This is a genomic window from Vibrio sp. ZF57 (genome assembly GCF_001691235.1).
In the GTDB taxonomy this organism is placed as follows: Bacteria; Pseudomonadota; Gammaproteobacteria; order Enterobacterales; family Vibrionaceae; genus Vibrio; species Vibrio crassostreae_C.
In genome coordinates, this window is record NZ_MAKD01000075.1 from 95,966 (window position 1) to 115,648 (window position 19,683).

Below are 19,683 nucleotides of genomic sequence, written 5' to 3' on the forward strand. Positions count from 1 at the left end.
CTTAACTTAAGCTAGAGCGCCAAGTTCAAGCAATACTTCTTCAGCCCATACAATCCATGCTTCACGGATAAGTAGGTTACGACGAAGTGTTAGACGCTCAAGGCGTGCTTGCTTGTCTAGTGTTGATGGCGTTGCGTAGTAAGCCGCTTCGATTTCACGGTAGTGAGAAACCAGTTTGCGAGACTCTTCTACTAGCTCAGCAAGTTGTACACGGTAAGCGTCAGAAGGTTGTACAGCACAAGCCATTAGCTTAGCTGAGAACTCGTCACGAACGGTTGGGTGTGCAGTTGGTTGTTCAAACCATTCACCTAGCGCGCCACGGCCAGCATCAGTGATAGAGTAAACTTTACGATCAGGTTTGCCTTCTTGAGGCTCAAGCACGCAAGTTACCTGGTCGTTCTGAGCCATTTTATTTAGCTCGCGGTAAACTTGTTGATGGCTAGCTTTCCAGAAGTAACCAATGCTTGCGGAGAATTCTTTTGTGATATCGTAACCAGTAGCATCGCGTGTACTTAAAACGGTTAGAATTACGTGTGGTAATGACATGTCTGAAATCCAAATGGTAAACAGTAAACAAATACTTAAACAACAAGTGTGCTTCTAATGGCACGTTATATTGGTTATGTCTAAGTAGCACCAACTCATCGGTTGGTTATGTCACCTTACAAAGCCGTTTATCACCTAGGTTGACCAGTTTATTGGTCAAGTTGCTGCAGATTATTTTTTTGGAGTGCTTCCGCAGCGGAGCAGTAGTATATCTAAATAATAAGCATAAAGTAGAATACATGGACAAAATAACCCAAAAAACTGACAAAAAACTCACTATTGCTTATTTTGTGAAATAAAAAGGTCGCACTAGGCGACCTTTTGTCTGTTGAATGGTAGGAATCACTAATTAACCAGTGTTTCGCATGCCTGCTGCAATGCCTGCAATCGTCACCATTAGCGCTTCTTCAAGCTCTGCTGGTGGTGTTTCACACTTACGAGTACGGTAAAGCAGTTCAGCTTGAAGCATGTTTAGTGGCTCAACGTAGATGTTACGTAGGCGGATTGACTCAAGTCCCCAAGGGTCGCTCTGCATTAGGTTCTCGTTGTTCTCAACATTTAGCACGGCTTTGATGTCTTTTTGCAGCTGTTCACGCAGTAACTCACCTAATGGTAATAGCTCTTCGTCAACAAGGCGTTGGTCGTAGTACTTAGCGATTTCCATGTTGCACTTCGAGTACACCATTTCCAACATACCGAGACGGGTAGAGAAGAACGGCCACTCGCGACACATCTCTTCGAGCAGGGCTTGATGGCCTTGATCTACAGAGTACTGAATCGCTTCACCAGCGCCTAACCATGCAGGCAGTACCAAACGGTTTTGGCTCCAAGAGAAGATCCATGGAATCGCACGTAGGCTTTCTACGCCGCCGTTCGGGTTACGTTTCGCAGGGCGAGAGCCAAGAGGCAGTTTACCTAGCTCCAGTTCAGGTGTCGCTTGACGGAAGTAAGGTACGAATTTCTCTTCGCCACGAACCACGTTGCGGTAAGCCTCACAAGATACTTGAGATAGCACTTCCATTAGGTCGCGCCACTCTTGTTTTGGCTCAGGTGGCGGCAGAAGGTTCGCCTCTAGAATCGCGCTTGCGTAAAGGTTGAAGCTGTTTACAGCAACGTCTGGTAAGCCAAGTTTAAAGCGGATCATTTCGCCTTGCTCTGTTACACGTAAACCGCCTTTCAAGCTCTTAGGTGGCTGAGAAAGAAGAGCAGCGTGCGCCGGAGCACCACCACGACCAACCGTACCGCCACGACCGTGGAATAGAGTCAGTTCAATGCCTTCTTCATCACAAACCTTAACCAGTTTGTCCATTGCATCATATTGAGCCCAACCTGCAGACATTACGCCCGCATCTTTCGCTGAGTCAGAGTATCCGATCATCACCATTTGGTGGTTCTGGATAAAGCCACGGTACAAGTCGATGCTCATTAGCTGTTTCATTACTGCTTCTGAGTTGTTCAAGTCGTCTAGCGTTTCGAACAGCGGACATACGTCCATGCGGTATGGGCAGCCACATTCTTGCAGTAGTAAGTGAACAGCCAGTACATCTGATGCAGTACGAGCCATAGAAATTACGTAAGCACCGAAGGCTTCACGAGGTTGAGCAGCAATAACCTTGCAGGTGTCTAAAACCTCTTTAACCTGTTCAGATGGCTCCCAATCGCGAGGAAGAAGCGGACGCTTAGAGCTTAATTCATTGGTTAAGAAAGCAATCTTGTCTTGCTCGTTCCATTGGTCGTAGTCGCCAATGCCTAGGTAGCGAGTCAGTTCAGACAGTACATCTGAGTGACGAGTACTTTCTTGACGAACATCGAGACGAACTAGGTGTACACCGAACGCTTTTAGGCGGCGCAGAGTATCAAGCAGAGAACCGTCTGCGATTACGCCCATGCCACATTCGTGCAGCGATTGGTAACATGCGTAAAGCGGTGTCCAAAGTTGCTCGATGTTCTGTAGTGTTTCTTTCTTCGGAACCTCTGTGTCATGCAATTTTGCATCCAGCACTTCTAGCGTGTTGTTCAGTAGAGTGCGTAGGTTCTTCAGGATTGCACGGTAAGCTTCGTGTTCATCACCTGCTAGCTCACGAACGGCATCATTACACTTAGTCATCGACAGTTCGGTAATCAGCTCGTTTACGTCGCCTAAGTAAAGATCGGCAGCTTTCCAACGAGATAGGCGCAGAACTTCCTTAGTGATGGTGTGCGTTACGAATGGGTTGCCATCGCGGTCACCGCCCATCCAAGATGAGAAGTGTACTGGGCGTGCATCGATCGGCAGGCCTTCACCAAGATAACCTTTTAGTCGGCCATCCATTTCACGTAGGAAGTCAGGAACGGCTTCCCATAGAGAGTTTTCTACAACCGCAAAGCCCCACTTAGCTTCATCAAGTGGCGTTGGGCGTTGTTGACGAATCACATCTGAGTGCCAACCTTGAGCGATCAGTTGCTCTAGGCGGCGTTCGGTTTTCACGCGCTCTTTGTGTGATAGGTCGCTTAATTCTAATTTAGACAGACACTCGTTGATCTTAACTAGCTTGTTGATCATGGTGCGACGAGTGATTTCTGTTGGGTGTGCAGTCAGAACGAGTTCAATGTTCAGGTCGCGAACGGCTTGAGCCGCGTCTAGCTTGCTGATGTCATTCTGGTTTAATTTGGAAAATAGAGATTGCAGCACGTCTGGTTCACAAACATGCTCCTCACAGTGGCGAGAGATGGTGTGGTACTGCTCTGCCATGTTGGTGAGGTTGAGAAATTGGTTAAATGCACGAGCAACAGGAGTGAGTTGTTCGTTCGGCAGGTTTTTGATTTCTTCAACTAGGCTGTCACGGTCAGCTTTGTTGCCTGCGCGGGCGGATTTGGAAAGTTTACGGATAGTCTCCACTTTCTCTAAGATAACGTCACCATGTGCATCTTGGATTGTGTTACCTAGCAAGCGTCCCAGCATGCTTACGTTACTCTTGAGAGCGGCGTATTTCTCGTTCATTGTCATCCTGCCTCGTAAAAAAATTACATCCATTGTTCCTTGTTAAGTACACAATCTAGCGAAAAGTGCTGTATCTAGTCAAATGAAGCATTCTAAGTTTGCAATTATTAGTTTTCGAAATGCGGGAGAAGTAAATTTTCCAAGACTTCGGAATAAAGTGAAATTTAATTACAAGATCAGGCTTTGGCTGGGATAACAGAATAAAAGCCACCTTTTAGGGCAGCTTTTATAAAAAAGTATCGCAAGGGTAGCAATAACTAGAAACAATATTTACGAATAGATTTACTCAGAACATCAATCGTTGGATCGATAAAATCGAAGCTTAGGAACTCATCTGGTTGGTGAGCTTGGTCGATTGAGCCTGGACCCAGCACTAAGGTTGGGCAAAGTTCTTGAAGGAAAGGTGCTTCTGTACAGTAGTTCACGGTTTGCGATTCAATCTCACAAACGGATTCCATGCCACCAATAAATGGATGGTCGTGTTGGCACTCATAACCTGGGATAGGTTCGTGCAGTGGCGTAATCTCGATTCTGCCCGGCCATTTTGCTTCCACTTCTTTAAGTGCGCTGCGCAGCATGTTATCCAAGCCATCTAGGCTGATACCTGGCAAAGGACGCACATCATAGTGCAGCTCACAGCAACCACAGATACGGTTGGCACTGTCGCCACCGTGGATATGGCCAAGGTTTAGAGTGGGGCTTGGAATTGCGAAACCTGGGTGGTGATACTCTTTGACTAGCTTGTCACGCAGTTGCATTAAAGCGAACAACACTTCATGCATGATCTCGATGGCGTTGACACCTAATGCAGGATCAGAAGAGTGACCTGATTTACCCGTTACTCGCACAGCGTTAGCAACATGGCCTTTATGGCCACGAATCGGCACAAGGCTGGTTGGCTCACCAATAATGCAGTAATCCGGTTTAAACGGTGCATTTTCAGTGAAATGACGCGCACCCAGCATGGTGGTCTCTTCGTCACAGGTTGCCAATACATATAGCGGCTTGGTCTGTTTGCTCCAATCCATCTTCTTTGCCGCTTCATAAACGAAAGCGAAAAAGCCTTTCATATCGGCTGTGCCTAATCCATAGAAGCGATTGTTGTGTTCTGTTAGTGCGTGAGGGTCGAAGTTCCAACGTCCTTCATCAAATGGCACTGTGTCGCTGTGTCCTGCGAGTAGCAAGCCACCTTCGCCCGATCCCATCTTAGCGACCATATTATGCTTGCCGGGTTCGACTTCCACGACTTCAACGCTAAAGCCTACGTCTTTAAACCATTGAGCCATTTTTTCGATCACTTTCTCGTTGCCATGATCCCAGCTTGGATCGGTCGAGCTAATAGAGTCTGTGGAAATTAGGCCTTTGTAGACCTCAAGAAAACTCGGTAATTGCATAATAACTTCACTTCTACTATTGACAGGAAAACCATAAGTCGGTAAAACACATATTAAATCATATTTAATGCATAAGAAATCAAATAAAGCTAAAAATTAAGTATGAATAGTCAAATTTGAAATGTAACTTACCTCAGAAATGGATGTGTTGAGATGTTGAAAACCACGATCATTGGCGCAAGCGGCTACACAGGAGCAGAACTGGCTCTAATGATAAACAGACACCCTGAGCTCACGCTATCAGGTTTATATGTCTCAGCCAATAGTGTAGACGCAGGTAAACCTATAGCGGCACTGCACGGTAAGTTAGCTGGTTTGATTGATATGCCAGTACAACCTTTAACAAATCCGGAAGAAGTAGCTAAACAATCTGATGTGATTTTCTTAGCAACGGCACACGAAGTCAGTCACGACCTAGCGCCAATTTTTCTAGAGAACGATTGCCAAGTCTTCGACCTATCGGGAGCATTCAGAGTTAAAGGCGAAAACTTCTATCAAGAGTTTTACGGTTTTGAACATCAACACGAACAATGGCTAGACAAAGCGGCTTACGGTTTAGCGGAATGGAACGAACAAGAAATTAAAGAAGCTCAGCTTGTCGCTGTCGCGGGTTGTTACCCAACGGCATCACAACTGGCGATTAAACCTTTGGTTGAGGCCAAGTTACTGGATGAAAACCAATGGCCAGTGATTAACGCGACTAGCGGTGTGACTGGTGCAGGCCGCAAGGCGACGATGGTTAACAGCTTCTGCGAAGTAAGCCTGCAAGCTTATGGCGTCTTCAATCACCGTCATCAACCTGAAATGGCTGCACATTTAGGATGTGATGTGATTTTCACTCCACACCTCGGCAACTTTAAGCGCGGTATTTTAGCGACCATCACCATGAAACTGGCTGAAGGCGTGACAGAACAACAGATACAAGATGCCTTTGAACAAGCTTACCAAGGTAAACCAGCAGTGAGACTACTCGAAGAGACACTGCCAAGAATTCAAGATGTAGAACAGACACCTTTCTGCGACTTAGGTTGGAAGGTTCAAGGTCAACACATCATCGTTGTTTCAGCGATTGATAACTTATTAAAGGGTGCATCTAGCCAAGCGATGCAGTGTTTAAATTTACGTTATGGTTTTGCGCCATTAACTGCGTTAGTGTAAGGAAATCTAGATATGAGCCTTAATAATCAACCATTAATCATAAAGTTAGGTGGCGCAGCGCTATCTTGTGGTGAAACACTTAGCAAGTTATTTGGTGCTATCTCTGCTTACCAACAACAGGCACAACGACCAATCGTGATTGTTCACGGTGGCGGTTACCTTGTTGATGATTTGATGAATAAGTTGAATCTAGAAACCGTTAAGAAAGAAGGGCTACGTGTTACTCCTTATGATCAGATCCCTGTGATCGCTGGTGCACTAGCGGGCACGGCCAACAAACTACTTCAAGGTCAGGCAATTAAAGACGGTATCAATGCCGTTGGTTTAAGCCTAGCAGACGGTGGTTTATGCAAAGTGAGCGAACTGAACCCTGAACTGGGCGCGGTAGGAAAAGCGGAGCCGGGCGACTCAACCGTTCTGCAAGCGATTCTTAATGCGGGCGCACTGCCAATCATTAGCTCAATTGGTCTTACTGAGCAAGGTCAACTGATGAACGTCAATGCCGACCAAGCTGCGGTTGCCGTTGCGGGCGCACTTGATGCTGAACTGGTACTGCTTTCTGATGTAAGTGGTGTGTTGGATGGCAAAGGCCACCTCATTCCAAGTCTTAATCAACAGCAAGCCGATGACCTTATTGCCGGCAAAGTGATTACCGACGGCATGATCGTTAAGGTTCAAGCTGCACTAGAAGCCGCTAACGACCTTGGACGACCAATCGAAGTTGCCACTTGGCGATACCCAGAAAAGCTAACACAACTGTTTTCAGGTAAAAGCATAGGAACACAGTTTTTACCTCAGTAGGTCTCACAACGAGTCACTACTTAAAGAATTTAGACAAATTAAATAAACATATAATTATGAAGTCATTTCCAACGCTGACCGCCATGTGCAGTATGGAAACTAGGAGAAAGAAAATGAGCAAAGTTAACGTAAAGAAAGTTGTAGTAGCCTACTCTGGCGGTCTAGACACATCAGTAATCATTCCATGGTTGAAAGAGAACTATGACTGTGAAGTGGTTGCGTTTGTTGCGGATGTTGGTCAAGGCGACGAAGAGTTGATTGGTATCGAAGAGAAAGCAAAAGCTTCTGGTGCATCTGAGTGTTACATCGCAGACCTTAAAGAAGAGATGGTTGCTGACTACATCTACCCAACGCTGAAAACGGGCGCTTACTACGAAGGTAAATACCTACTAGGTACGTCGATGGCGCGTCCAATCATCGCGAAAGCACAGGTTGAAGTCGCACGTAAAGTAGGTGCAGACGCACTGTGTCACGGCTGTACTGGTAAAGGTAATGACCAAGTTCGTTTTGAAGGCGCATTTGCTGCACTAGCACCTGATCTACACGTAATTGCACCATGGCGTGAATGGGATCTAGTGAGTCGTGAAGAGTGTCTAGATTACCTGGCTGAGCGTAACATCCCTTGTACGGCTTCTCTTACTAAGATTTACTCGCGTGATGCAAACGCATGGCACATCTCAACAGAAGGCGGCGTTCTAGAAAACACATGGAATGCACCTAACGAAGATTGCTGGGCTTGGACTGTAGACCCTGAGCAAGCGCCAAACGAATCTGAAACAGTGACGCTTAAAGTTGAAAAAGGCGAAGTGGTTGCGGTTGATGGCGAAACAATGACGCCATACAACGCACTGGTTTACCTAAACGAGAAAGGTGCTAAGCACGGTGTTGGTCGTATCGATATCGTAGAGAACCGTCTTGTTGGCATGAAGTCTCGTGGTTGTTACGAAACTCCGGGTGGCACAATCATGATGGAAGCACTGCGTGCAGTAGAGCAACTGGTTCTTGATAAAGCGGCATTCGAATTCCGTGAAGAGCTCGGTGTTAAGGCTTCTCACCTTGTATACGATGGTCGTTGGTTCACTCCACTATGTAAGTCAATCCTTGCCGCGACAGAAGAGCTAGCACAAGACGTGAATGGTGAAGTGGTTATCAAGCTTTACAAAGGCCATGCAACGGTGACTCAGAAGCGTTCTGACAACAGCCTGTACTCAGAAGAGTTTGCAACCTTTGGTGAAGATGAAGTTTACGACCAAAGCCATGCTGAAGGCTTCATCCGCCTTTACTCGCTATCAAGCCGTATCCGTGCTTTGAATAGCCAAAAGTAATCCTAACAATGAGTTAGTGAGCTAGCCTTTGATGAAAGATTGAAGGTTAGTAAACAGACATTATTATGCAAAGCCCATTCACTATTGATTAGTGAGTGGGCTTTTTACTTTCTATTTGCCTAATAAATCAGCTTCGGTTTTTCCTATCGGATGGCATATAATTCGCGCTCCACGCTAAAAATAATCAATGGACTGAACTGTTGGTGAATAAATATGTGAAAATAATGAATTAATACTTTATTTTCATTTTGAATTGCCGTAAGTTTAAACCATCAGAAAAATACTGAATCTTAATCAGAATTATCATTTGCAAAAACAGTGAGCACTGTGCAATTAGGAGATACACAATGGCATTATGGGGCGGTAGATTTACCCAAGCAGCAGACACCCGGTTCAAAGATTTTAACGATTCTCTTCGTTTTGATTACCGATTGGCTGAGCAAGACATTGTGGGCTCAATTGCCTGGTCTAAAGCTCTACTGTCGGTCAACGTATTAACAGAAGAAGAGCAACAGAAGCTTGAGTTAGCGCTGAATGAGCTAAAACTTGAGGTGATGGAAGATCCTGAACAGATTCTACGTTCTGATGCAGAAGATATTCACAGCTGGGTTGAGCAGCAACTTATCGGCAAAGTCGGTGACTTGGGCAAAAAACTTCACACTGGCCGTTCTCGTAACGACCAAGTGGCGACAGACCTGAAACTATGGTGTCGTCAGCAAGGTAACCAACTGCTACTGGCATTGGATCGCCTACAAAGCCAAATGGTGAACGTTGCTTCTCAGCATCAAGAAACCGTGCTTCCTGGCTACACTCACTTACAACGTGCTCAGCCGGTAACTTTTGCTCACTGGTGCTTGGCTTACGTTGAAATGCTTGAGCGTGATTATTCACGTTTGAATGATGCGATTAAGCGTCTAGACACATGTCCGCTGGGTTCTGGTGCCCTTGCTGGAACAGCTTACCCGATGGACCGTGAAGAGTTAGCTCACAACTTAGGTTTCCGTCGTGCAACGCGCAACTCTCTAGATTCAGTTTCTGACCGTGACCATGTGATGGAGCTAATGTCGATTGCTTCTATCTCGATGCTTCACCTTTCGCGTCTTGCAGAAGATATGATTTTCTACAACTCAGGTGAATCAAACTTCATCGAGTTAGCGGATACCGTGACGTCAGGTTCATCTCTGATGCCACAAAAGAAAAACCCAGATGCGCTAGAGCTTATCCGTGGCAAAACTGGCCGTGTTTACGGTTCATTAGCGGCAATGATGATGACAGTAAAAGCTCTGCCTTTGGCGTACAACAAAGACATGCAAGAAGATAAAGAAGGTCTGTTCGACGCTTTAGATACTTGGAATGATTGTATGGAAATGGCAGCACTCTGTTTTGACGGCATTAAAGTGAACGGCGAACGTACACTTGAAGCCGCGAAACAAGGCTACGCGAACTCAACTGAATTGGCTGATTACCTAGTAGCGAAAGGGATTCCTTTCCGTGAAGCTCACCATATTGTTGGTGTGACGGTAGTGGCGGCGATTGCTAAAGGCTGTGCATTAGAAGAATTAACCATCGCAGAGATGAAAGAGTTCTCTGAGGTGATTGAGGAAGATGTGTATGACATCCTGACCATTGAATCGTGTCTTGAAAAACGTAGCGCGCTAGGCGGTGTATCTCCACAGCAAGTGGCTTACGCGGTTGACCAAGCTGAGAAACGTTTATCACAGCGTGATACGTCCATCGTCAAGGTTCGTCCTGCTCGTCTGACCGATATTGAAGCGTTGGAAGGTATGGTCGCTTACTGGGCGAACATGGGTGAAAACCTACCTCGTTCTCGTAATGAACTGGTGCGTGATATTGGCTCGTTTGCGGTCGCAGAGCATCATGGTGAGGTGACAGGTTGTGCATCACTCTATGTGTATGACTCTGGCCTAGCGGAAATCCGTTCACTGGGTGTCGAAGCTGGCTGGCAAGGTCAAGGGCAGGGTACCGCAATTGTGCAGCACTTGGTTGAGAAAGCGCGACAAATGGCCATCAAGAAGGTGTTTGTGCTGACTCGTACTCCAGAGTTCTTTATGAAGCATGATTTCTTACCAACATCGAAATCTCTGCTGCCTGAGAAGGTACTGAAAGATTGTGACCAGTGTCCTCGTCAACATGCGTGTGATGAAGTGGCATTGGAAGTGAACTTGGTAGAGCAGATAATTGCTAAGGTTAATGTTGCATAAGGCATTGATTTTATAGCTCCTAAAAAAAAGATCAAAAATCTGATCTTTTTTGGGAACAAACTAAGAAAAGCCCGGTCTATTAAAGTACCACTGCTTTTTCTTAGAATTTTCTAAGAAAGCCCTAGAATCGATTGGTTCTGGGGCTTTTTTCTATCTGCTGTTCGGAAAATGACAATAGCTCGAAAATTATGATGAATTATCGGATTGTTTAGCCCTGTCTCTAATCACTACTCTTTATCCAATAAAGACTTCCAGCTAACGTTTTTTGCCCTTTAACGGTAGCACCACAAACTTCATGACCCAACGCAACGACAGCAAGCCACTGAACGCGAAAGCGGCCATCATCAACGCGATGGCATTGATGGTTTTTGGGTCTTCTCTGAAAAACAGCCACCATACTCCCCAACTCAAAATCGACAACACCATCAGCTGATTCATGCAACGCTGGCAGCGACCGAGTTTGTTACGGATTTTTTCACTTTTATTGCAATGAATGCATGTCATCTTGGGTTTGATTCGCGTTATGCTTGTTGCCCTGATAATAACACGTCACAAGATATTGGATCACGGTGACACAGAGAGAGAAAGTCGATGATTGAGCGCCAAGAAACCAAGCAACGTATGAGCCGTATTGTTAAACACAACGGTACTATCTACCTATGTGGCCAAGTTTGTGCTGATGCAACTAAAGACATCACTGAACAAACTCAAACCATGTTAGATAAAGTAGAAGCGCTACTTGAGCAAGCAGGCAGCGACAAAGAGCACATGCTGTCAGCAACGATTTACTTGAAAGACATGAAAGACTTCCAAGAAATGAACGCAGTTTGGGATGCATGGGTTCCAGAAGGCCACGCTCCAGCTCGCGCATGTGTGACTGGCGACATGGCTCGCGAAGCGCTACTTGTTGAGATCTCTGTGATTGCTGCTGAGAAAAACAGCTGTTGTTAAGTCATTCTTAGTTCAATGAAAAGCCTCGCTGTTATGCGAGGCTTTTTTATATGACTAATTCTGAAACAGTTAGCTAGATACTTTTTGCATTATGCTACGACCAACAACTTGACCCGACTTAGATTTCTTCGTACGGATTAACAAGCCTTGATCCCAGTCTGTCCCAGCAGGTTGGTATTCCCATTTGACGAAATACTCTTTATTGTCAGAGCACACGTCACCCTGAACATAGTCATCTTGATCACAGAAGCGCACGACCGTGTTCAACTCTGTAAGGGTTGCCTGAGATTGTCGACCTGTTTGGTTGAACCACCAATAATCGATGTTAGCTAAATCTTCATAGGTGTATGGTTCGTCATGGGTATTGTCTTGTGCGGTTCCATTTTGACATTCCGAACCGCTGATGGTGACATTGGATTCTGAGAAAGAGTAGCTTTCCTTCGCTACGGAGTTGTCTGCGCAAATCTGAGTGTTAACCCATTCACCTTCAAAGTTTACGTAGCGCTCACCTCCAGCCTCATCTACAGGATAATAGAATGCGACTAACTGAGTGTTTCGGCTATCGGTGCAACTTGATGGCGATAGATCACAGCTATCTCCATTTAACTCTGTTTTGTTAGTAATCTCTGTGTAGATGCCAGTAATCGGGTCGTAAGCTCCTGAGATAACTTCACGCTGCCATGCGGAGTCGATATCTCCATCATCTTTATCGTCTCGAACTCGTTCATTGAAGTGATTTAACTCACTAATAGTGCTTGCTTGGAATGGACCAAAATTGAACTCATCCCAAGGAAATGGTTCGTTGGTTTCTTGAACACCTTCAGGGTCTTGCAGTTGGTAAGCGAATGTCCCATTTTTAATGATCGAATAATTTTCGTCGGGGATTCCATCACAGCTTTTATCAACAAAGTTATGGCCTGCCGCGAGGCAGTTTAAATAATCTTCAGCTCTGCTTTCCGAAAGGGATGTGTCGTTTGAGCCAGCAAGCATAACTACGTTTTCTGAATCTAAAGTGAAGTCCATAGATGTCATGCCACGAGTTTTTTCAAAGAGCTCGATTGGCAGGGTTTTATCTGCATGTACGTAGGTAAATGTTTGTGGGTCTAAGTCTGTAGCGATTTTATACTGAGTAACATCGATATAGCGTACGTGTTTATGACCACCTTGTGCGAACGGGTTGTTGGTATCAACGTCTCCACGCACCATTTCACCAAAAGAATCAGACATATGTGCGATAGCTTCAGCGTCAGTCACTATGTTCGTGGAAGCAACGCCAATCTCAGTTAAAAAAGTCTCAACACTGCTGATATTGTCGAGTCTAAGGTTGACTAACGCATCAGCAACTTGCTGATCGTCTCTGTCTTGCAGCTTTTCCGGGATAGTTAAAACGCCGCTTCCGGAACTACCAAATTGGTTATTAACAGACTGGAGTAGAACCGCTAAGTTTATCGCTCTGTTGTATTTACCAGCTGCTTCAAACGGTGTTACTACTTCTTGCACTGAAGCTGCTCCTACTTTTACACCATCAGGACCACCAATATAAAAGGTGACTGAATCGTGCGGGAGGGCGTTGAAATTCCCTTCTGAATCCGTTACTCCATTTAACCCTGAGCTTGTTGTGTATGATAACCCTTCAACAGCAGAATCAATAAATTGGTATGAGGTTATAGTTTCCTCGCTTGATCCTGAATTGGAGTCTGAGCCGCACCCAATTAAAGCCAAAGTAATGGTTGCTGCTAGCAAACTTTGTTTGAACATTACATCTTCCTTGTGAACATTTTAGTTGTAGTAAATTGCTGAAAATTCCCTTTATGGAATAAAGGTCACCTTTCGATGAGTTACTATTATAGAGGTATGCAAGGGGATGAATGGAAGTGTCGAAATGTATCTAAAAGTAACCAAGTGACTTTAATCATACTTGGTGTGGAAAACATTATGAAATATGTGGGTAAATAGAAAAATAGCTTACCAAAGGCAAGCTATTTATATTAAATATCAATAATTTAACAACCAGGGCCACAATCTAGGCAGTGTTTCACCATCTCTGGGCCTAGGTGCAGTTTCGCATTCAGGTCACGTAGGGCAGTTCGTACACCCTCTTCGATTACTGGGTGGTAGAACGGCATGTCTAGCATCTCAGAAACCGTCATCTTGTTCTGGTGTGCCCATGCTAACAAGTGAGCCAAGTGTTCTGCGTTTGGTCCCATCATCTCAGCACCAAGGAAGCGGCCTGTACCTTGCTCGCCGTATACGTGCAGAATACCTTTGTTGCGCAGCATCACTCGAGAACGACCTTGGTTTTCGAAAGACACTTCACCCGTTGCGAAACAGCCACATGTGCCCAAGCGTGTGGTGATCTCTTTGTAGGTTTCACCAACCATCGCGATTTGCGGGTCAGAGAATACTGCCGAGATTTTAGAGCGGCGTAGGCCTGCACGAATCTCTGGGAAGCGACCTGCATTGTCACCCGCAATACGAGCTTGGTCTGCTGCTTCATGCAGTAGAGGCAGTTGGTTACTCGCATCACCAGCGATAAATATTGATGGTAGTGATGTTTGTAGCGTGTAGTGGTCTGCGATTGGCACACCACGTTCATCAAGCTCTAGAGAGGTATTCTCTAAGCCAAGCTTGTCAGTGTTAGGGCGACGACCTGTTGCTGCTAGTACGTATTCAACGACGTTAGTTTCTAATTCACCTTGTTTATTGATGAACTGGATTTCGACACGTGGCTCACCCGATTCAGTGGTAATGCGCTTCATGCTTTCGATTTTCACGTCGGCATCGAGATAGAACTCTTCATTGAAAGCTTTATCTGCATAAGCCATGATCTCTGGATCAGTTACTGGGCCAACTTGACCACCCAAACCGAACAGTTTGGTCTTCACGCCTAAGCGGTGCAGTGACTGACCAAGCTCAAGACCAATAACACCAGGGCCAAATACCGCAACCGATTCTGGTAAATCATCCCAGCTGAACACGTCGTCGTTAATGATCAGGCGATCGCCAAGCTCATTCCAAACGGCAGGGTATGCAGGGCGAGAACCGGTCGCGATAACAATACGCTTAGCGGTGACAACCGTGTGGTCATCAATTTGTAGTGTGTTGTCATCTAAGAACTTTGCGTAGCCAGAGATCTTGTCTTGCTCTGGGATTTCATCAACACCTTCTAAAACAAAACCAACAAAACGGTCACGCTCAAACTTCACTCGGTCCATCACTTCACGGCCGTTAATCACGATATCACCTTGTGGGTGAACGCCAAAAGCCGGAGCTTTCTCGATTTGGTGTACGCTTTCTGCAGCTGCAATAAGCAGTTTAGATGGCATACAACCAACGCGAGCACAGGTAGTACCGTAAGGGCCGCCTTCAATCATCACGACACTGTCAGTGTGTGCTTTTGCAGCGCGGTAAGAACCTAGACCTGCCGTACCGCCCCCGATAACTGCTACATCTACATTGACTTGTTTCATAATAATTTTCTCGCAATGGCTGAATTTAGTTTGAACGAACCCCTCCAACTCTGGTGATTTTTTTGAGAGTCAGGATAACGGGTCAGTTTTGTGATTCTGTTTTATTAGGTTTAGCTTGTGACTCTGCTTTTATTGCTAACTATAGGTTAGTAAAAGACAGGCGAGTCACCAGCTATATTCTTTTTCCCAAAACTCAGATAAGAGTGTTTGGAATAGCTAACCCACAAGAGGGTGGGTTAGCTGATACTTCTAAGCCTATATCGGCGATGAAGCGATTAGCCTAGGAAAGTTTCTAGTTCTTCACTACCACCGATGTGTTTGCCACCGATGAATACTTGAGGAACGGTAGTGCGACCAGAGATTGCACGTAGGCTTACTGTTGTTGCATCTTTACCTAGAACCACTTCTTCGTAGTTCAGACCTTTGTCGATTAGGTTCTGTTTTGCTTTCATACAGAAAGGACAGCCTGGCTTAGTGAATACTGTGATTGACTCTTGCTCTTTGTGCTCAGGAGCAAGGTAGTTCAGCATTGTGTCTGCATCAGAAACCTTGAACGGGTCGCCTGGTACGTCTTCTTCGATGAACATTTTTTCTACCACGCCGTTTTTAACCAGCATGCTGTAGCGCCATGAACGTTTGCCGAAGCCGATGTCGTTTTTCTCAACTAGCATACCCATGCCGTCTGTGAAATCACCGTTACCATCAGGGATGAATGTGATGTTTTCCGCTTCTTGGTCTGCTTTCCATGCGTTCATTACGAACGTGTCGTTTACAGAAACACAAAGGATGTCATCAACGCCGTTTTCTTTGAACACTGAATGTAGTTCGTTGTAACGAGGTAGGTGGCTTGAAGAACATGTTGGAGTAAACGCACCTGGTAGGCTGAATACGATAACTGTCTTGTCTTTGAAAAGCTCTTCTGTCGTTACGTTAACCCATGCATCGCCTTGGCGAGTTGGGAATGTTACTTGAGGGATTGATTGACCTTCTTTAGATGCAAACATATTGATTTCCTTAAATAGTATTTTTAATTTTGTTCTATTAGAGCTTAACGTTTTTCGTTGCTCTGTTTCGTTTTGTTGAGCCCATTATTAGATAAATTCTTTGATAGCTCTAATCGTTTGATGTTATGGTTTTGATAGGTAAATTCTATCAAGAGCATTTTTCTTTTAAATGTTTCTATGAAACCCCTTGTTCTTATTAAAACCTGAGGTAAGAGACTGATCATGAATATTCGTGACTTTGAATACTTGGTGGCGCTCGCAGAGCATAAACACTTCCGAAAAGCGGCAGAAGCGTGCTTTGTCAGTCAGCCGACACTAAGCGGTCAAATACGCAAACTCGAAGATGAAATTGGACTTCAGTTAACCGAGCGTAGTCCAAGGAAGGTAATATTTACAGAATCAGGGTTACAACTTGTTGAACAAGCCAAGCGTATTCTCAATGAAGTGAAAACTTTTAAAGATATGGCGAGTGGACACGGTGAAGCGATGACGGGGCCAATGCACATTGGTTTTATTCCAACCGTGGGTCCTTACATCTTGCCTAAGATTGTTCCTCATCTAAAAGAGAGCTTCCCAGATCTTGAGCTTTACCTGCATGAAGCTCAGACCCATCAGTTAGTGAGTCAACTTGAAGACGGCAAGCTTGATTGCTTGGTACTGGCTGCGGTTGATGAAACGGCGGTGTTTAAAGAGATCGATGTGTATGACGAGCCGTTAAGTGTTGCCGTTCCATGTGACCACGAGTGGGCTCAGCAAGACACTGTCGATATGCTGCAGCTAAATGGACAAACCGTACTTGCGCTAGGTGACGGTCACTGTTTGAGAGACCAAGCCTTGGGCTTCTGTTTTGCTGCGGGCGCCAAAGATGATGAGCGCTTTAAGGCAACCAGCTTAGAAACGCTGCGTAACATGGTCGCGGCGGGGGCGGGGATTACCTTGCTTCCTCAGCTATCGGTGCCGAAAGAGAAGCAGAAAGACGGTGTGTGTTACGTACCTGCTGTGAATCCAACACCTTCACGTCGCATTGTTGTTGCCTACCGTCCGGGCTCTCCATTGAAGGGACGTTTCGAGCAATTGGCTGAGACGATTCGAACTCAACTGGAGAAGACGGCTTAGCGCTTGAATTTAGAGCCTAGTCTGGTCAGATATAGATATATAAAAAGGGTTGATATGAATTCATATCAACCCTTTTTGTTGGTTCATGTTACTAGGTTCTACAAACCCTAGTTAGAACAGTTCTTCTACTGCTTCACCTGATGAGGTTGAGTAGATGTCATCATTGAAACGCTCAGTGATGTACTCGGTTGGCTCTGTGCCTTTCTCGAAGTACTCGAACATTGATGAGCTATCGAACTTGTTGGTCAGTAAGCCAGTTTCACGGTCGATTCGAACACGGACGATGTTCTCCGGAATTTCTTTACGCTCAGCAGGAACACCCGCTAACGCCGTACCCATAAAATCAACCCATGCAGGTTCTGCTGTTTTCGCGCCAGCTTCTGCACCAGTAATCTGATTTTTACCAAGGTTCGAGTTCGCTTTAGTACGGCCTAGGTTTCGGTTGTGGTTATCAAAACCAACCCATACCGTAGCCACCATGCCAGGGCCGTAGCCGCTGTACCAAGTATCTTTAGAATCGTTGGTGGTACCCGTTTTTCCGCCAATGTCACGACGCTTCAACGGTTGTGCACGCCAACCAGTACCGTTCCAACCCGTGCCAGCGCTCCAATCACCGCCACCCCAGATGTTGCTGTACATCATTTCACGAACAAGGAATGCGTTCTGTTCAGAGATAACTTGAGGTGCGTATTGTACTTTGGCATCCACATCTTGCTCTGCAAACTCATCAGCCATTGGGTCTGAGGTCATTTGCTGTTGGCAATCGTCTTTACAAACCACTTTTGGTGTCGCTTCAAATTCAGTCTCACCAAATGGTGTCTCAATGCGACTGATGTAGAAAGGTTCAACGTAGTAGCCGCCATTAGCGAATACTGAGTAACCTTGAGCTACTTTCATTGGCGTTAAGCTACCCGCACCCAGAGCAATGGTCTCTGAACGAGGCACTTCGTCAATATCAAAACCAAATCGAGTTAGGTAGTTACGAGTATCATCTAGGCCTACTTCGCGCAGTACACGTACCGCCATTACGTTTTTAGACTGAGCTAAGCCAATACGTAAACGAGTTGGACCCACGTAAGTCGGTGGCGAGTTCTTTGGTCGCCATGCGGTACCTTGGCTCTTATCCCATTGGTTAATCGGTGCATCGTTGATCAGTGAGGCTAGCGTTAAGCCTTTCTCAATCGCTGCTGAGTAGATAAAGGGTTTGATACCAGAACCCACCTGACGAATAGATTGCGTTGCACGGTTGAACTTGTTGTGGACAAAGTTAAAGCCACCGACCATCGACAATACCGCGCCGTTGTTCGGGTTCATTGCAACAAATGCTGTGTTCGCATTCGGTACTTGGCTTAGTCGCCATACAATCGGTGTTTCTGATTCTGCAGTCGCTGACTCTTCTGTCGGCTCTTCAGAGACTTCATTGCCGGTAACGGCTTCATGGCGAACCCAGATTTGTTCACCAACCGCCAGAATTTCTTTCGCTTGAGAAGGCGCTGGTCCTTGGCGGTTATCCGTTAGGAATTTACGCGCCCAGTTCATGCCTTGCCATTCGATAGTGCCTTCACCTTGGTTCTTAACCCAAATTTGAGCACTTTTCGAATCAACCGCGGTAACAACAGCAGGGACTAGGTCACCATAGGTTGGTTGAGACTTAAGGTGTTTAACGATTTGTTCTTGATCCCACGCTGATTGCGCAGTCTGCCACAATACTTTTTCAGCACCACGGTAGCCGTGACGCTCATCGTAGCCAAGTAGGTTCTTAATTGCGGCTTGGTTCGCTGCTTTTTGCAGTTTCGAATCAACGGTCGTGTAGACCTTCATGCCTGATGTATAAGCTTCTTCACCATAGCGTTCCACCATCCAAGCACGTGCAACTTCAGCAACATATGGCGCGCTCAGTTCGATCTCTGCACCGTGGTATTTCGAGATAAGCTCTTCGCTACGAGCGTCATCGAACTCTGCTTGAGTGATGTATTTCTCGTCTAACATACGACGCAATACAACGTTACGACGGTTAGTCGCGCGCTCAACAGAGTAAATAGGGTTCATTGTCGAAGGTGCTTTTGGCATACCCGCAAGGGTCGCAATTTCACTCAGCGTGAGATCAGGAAGATCTTTACCGAAGTAAACACGTGCTGCCGCGCCAAAACCATACGAACGGTGACCAAGGAAGATCTTGTTGACGTAAAGCTCCATGATCTCTTCTTTACTAAGAAGTTGCTCAATGTGGATCGCAATGAAGATCTCTTTGATCTTACGCATAATCTTTTTCTCATTAGATAAGAAGAAGTTACGCGCAAGCTGCTGAGTAATGGTACTAGCACCTTGTTTGGCTGAACCCGACATTGCAACCACGAGTGCTGCACGTGTGATACCGATTGGGTCAATACCTGGGTGTTCATAGAAACGGCTATCTTCGGTGGCAATCAGAGCCTCAACTAAGTGGCGAGGAATCTCGTCATAAGTGACTGGATTACGACGCTTTTCACCAAATTGAGAGATCAGCTTACCGTCTTGACTGAAGACTTGCATCGGCGTTTGGAGTTCTACGTCGCGCAAAGTGGCAACATCAGGCAACTCTGGTTTTACGTAAAAATAAAACCCGAAAATTGTACTGACTCCAAGAATCATGCAAATCAATGTAAATATGAATAATCGCTTTATGAACTTCACCGGATAATCCCTGATTAGTTAAGGCTGATAAGCAGCAAACCCT

General features: G+C 45.6%; 15 protein-coding genes. 6 read left to right on the forward strand and 9 right to left on the reverse strand.

Features of this window, described 5'->3' with window-relative positions:
* Nucleotides 1-6: 6 nt before the first annotated feature.
* The 3 genes from A6D97_RS09815 to argE form a co-directional block, all read right to left on the reverse strand.
* Complete coding sequence (locus tag A6D97_RS09815) at nt 7-546, reverse strand: PadR family transcriptional regulator (protein WP_017061141.1); 540 nt, start codon at nt 544-546, stop codon at nt 7-9.
* A gap of 349 nt (nt 547-895) precedes the next feature.
* Complete coding sequence (gene ppc, locus A6D97_RS09820; protein ID WP_170791819.1) at nt 896-3,532, reverse strand: phosphoenolpyruvate carboxylase; 2,637 nt, start codon at nt 3,530-3,532, stop codon at nt 896-898.
* A 251-nt stretch (nt 3,533-3,783) separates the two neighbouring features.
* Complete coding sequence (gene argE, locus A6D97_RS09825) at nt 3,784-4,920, reverse strand: acetylornithine deacetylase (RefSeq protein ID WP_004729680.1); 1,137 nt, start codon at nt 4,918-4,920, stop codon at nt 3,784-3,786.
* A 153-nt stretch (nt 4,921-5,073) separates the two neighbouring features.
* On the opposite strand from argE, the gene argC reads away from it, so the two are divergent.
* From argC to argH, 4 genes are all read left to right on the forward strand, one after another.
* Nucleotides 5,074-6,078 carry an N-acetyl-gamma-glutamyl-phosphate reductase gene (argC, locus tag A6D97_RS09830; RefSeq protein WP_017063685.1) on the forward strand — a complete coding sequence of 335 codons (1,005 nt, stop codon included), beginning with the start codon at nt 5,074-5,076 and terminating at the stop codon, nt 6,076-6,078.
* Nucleotides 6,079-6,090: 12 nt separating this feature from the next.
* A complete protein-coding gene (argB, locus tag A6D97_RS09835) occupies nt 6,091-6,879 on the forward strand; it encodes an acetylglutamate kinase (protein WP_017063686.1) in 789 nt (262 codons plus the stop codon).
* Nucleotides 6,880-6,992: 113 nt separating this feature from the next.
* Nucleotides 6,993-8,204 (forward strand): argininosuccinate synthase, encoded by a 1,212-nt coding sequence (locus tag A6D97_RS09840; RefSeq protein ID WP_017061137.1) that lies wholly within the window; start codon nt 6,993-6,995, stop codon nt 8,202-8,204.
* 347 nt (nt 8,205-8,551) lie between these two features.
* Nucleotides 8,552-10,426, forward strand: coding sequence for an argininosuccinate lyase (gene argH, locus A6D97_RS09845; protein ID WP_017061136.1), 1,875 nt, complete (start codon nt 8,552-8,554; stop codon nt 10,424-10,426).
* 255 nt (nt 10,427-10,681) lie between these two features.
* Here argH and A6D97_RS09850 read toward each other — a convergent pair whose 3' ends face one another.
* Complete coding sequence (locus tag A6D97_RS09850) at nt 10,682-10,930, reverse strand: DUF3624 domain-containing protein (RefSeq protein WP_065584293.1); 249 nt, start codon at nt 10,928-10,930, stop codon at nt 10,682-10,684.
* Nucleotides 10,931-11,017: 87 nt separating this feature from the next.
* Here A6D97_RS09850 and A6D97_RS09855 point away from each other — a divergent pair, with 87 nt between their 5' ends.
* Nucleotides 11,018-11,377, forward strand: a complete 360-nt coding sequence (locus tag A6D97_RS09855; protein ID WP_017071317.1) for a RidA family protein — start codon at nt 11,018-11,020, stop codon at nt 11,375-11,377.
* Nucleotides 11,378-11,446: 69 nt separating this feature from the next.
* Here the strand turns inward: A6D97_RS09855 and A6D97_RS09860 are convergent, their stop codons facing one another.
* From A6D97_RS09860 to A6D97_RS22350, 4 genes are all read right to left on the reverse strand, one after another.
* Entirely contained in the window at nt 11,447-13,135 is a 1,689-nt protein-coding gene (locus A6D97_RS09860; protein ID WP_065584294.1) for a hypothetical protein, read from the reverse strand.
* A gap of 245 nt (nt 13,136-13,380) precedes the next feature.
* Nucleotides 13,381-14,847: a dihydrolipoyl dehydrogenase gene (locus tag A6D97_RS09865; protein ID WP_017061134.1), complete on the reverse strand. Its 1,467-nt coding sequence runs from the start codon at nt 14,845-14,847 to the stop codon at nt 13,381-13,383.
* Nucleotides 14,848-15,122: 275 nt separating this feature from the next.
* Nucleotides 15,123-15,851, reverse strand: a complete 729-nt coding sequence (locus A6D97_RS09870; RefSeq protein WP_017061133.1) for a glutathione peroxidase — start codon at nt 15,849-15,851, stop codon at nt 15,123-15,125.
* A 44-nt stretch (nt 15,852-15,895) separates the two neighbouring features.
* Nucleotides 15,896-16,075, reverse strand: coding sequence for a hypothetical protein (locus A6D97_RS22350; protein WP_017068839.1), 180 nt, complete (start codon nt 16,073-16,075; stop codon nt 15,896-15,898).
* Here A6D97_RS22350 and oxyR point away from each other — a divergent pair.
* Nucleotides 16,074-16,967 carry a DNA-binding transcriptional regulator OxyR gene (gene oxyR / locus A6D97_RS09880; RefSeq protein WP_017061132.1) on the forward strand — a complete coding sequence of 298 codons (894 nt, stop codon included), beginning with the start codon at nt 16,074-16,076 and terminating at the stop codon, nt 16,965-16,967. The two genes, A6D97_RS22350 and oxyR, sit on opposite strands and share 2 nt — an antisense overlap.
* Before the next feature lie 111 nt (nt 16,968-17,078).
* Here the strand turns inward: oxyR and A6D97_RS09885 are convergent, their stop codons facing one another.
* Entirely contained in the window at nt 17,079-19,640 is a 2,562-nt protein-coding gene (locus A6D97_RS09885; RefSeq protein ID WP_065584295.1) for a PBP1A family penicillin-binding protein, read from the reverse strand.
* Between the last annotated feature and the right edge of the window lie 43 nt (nt 19,641-19,683).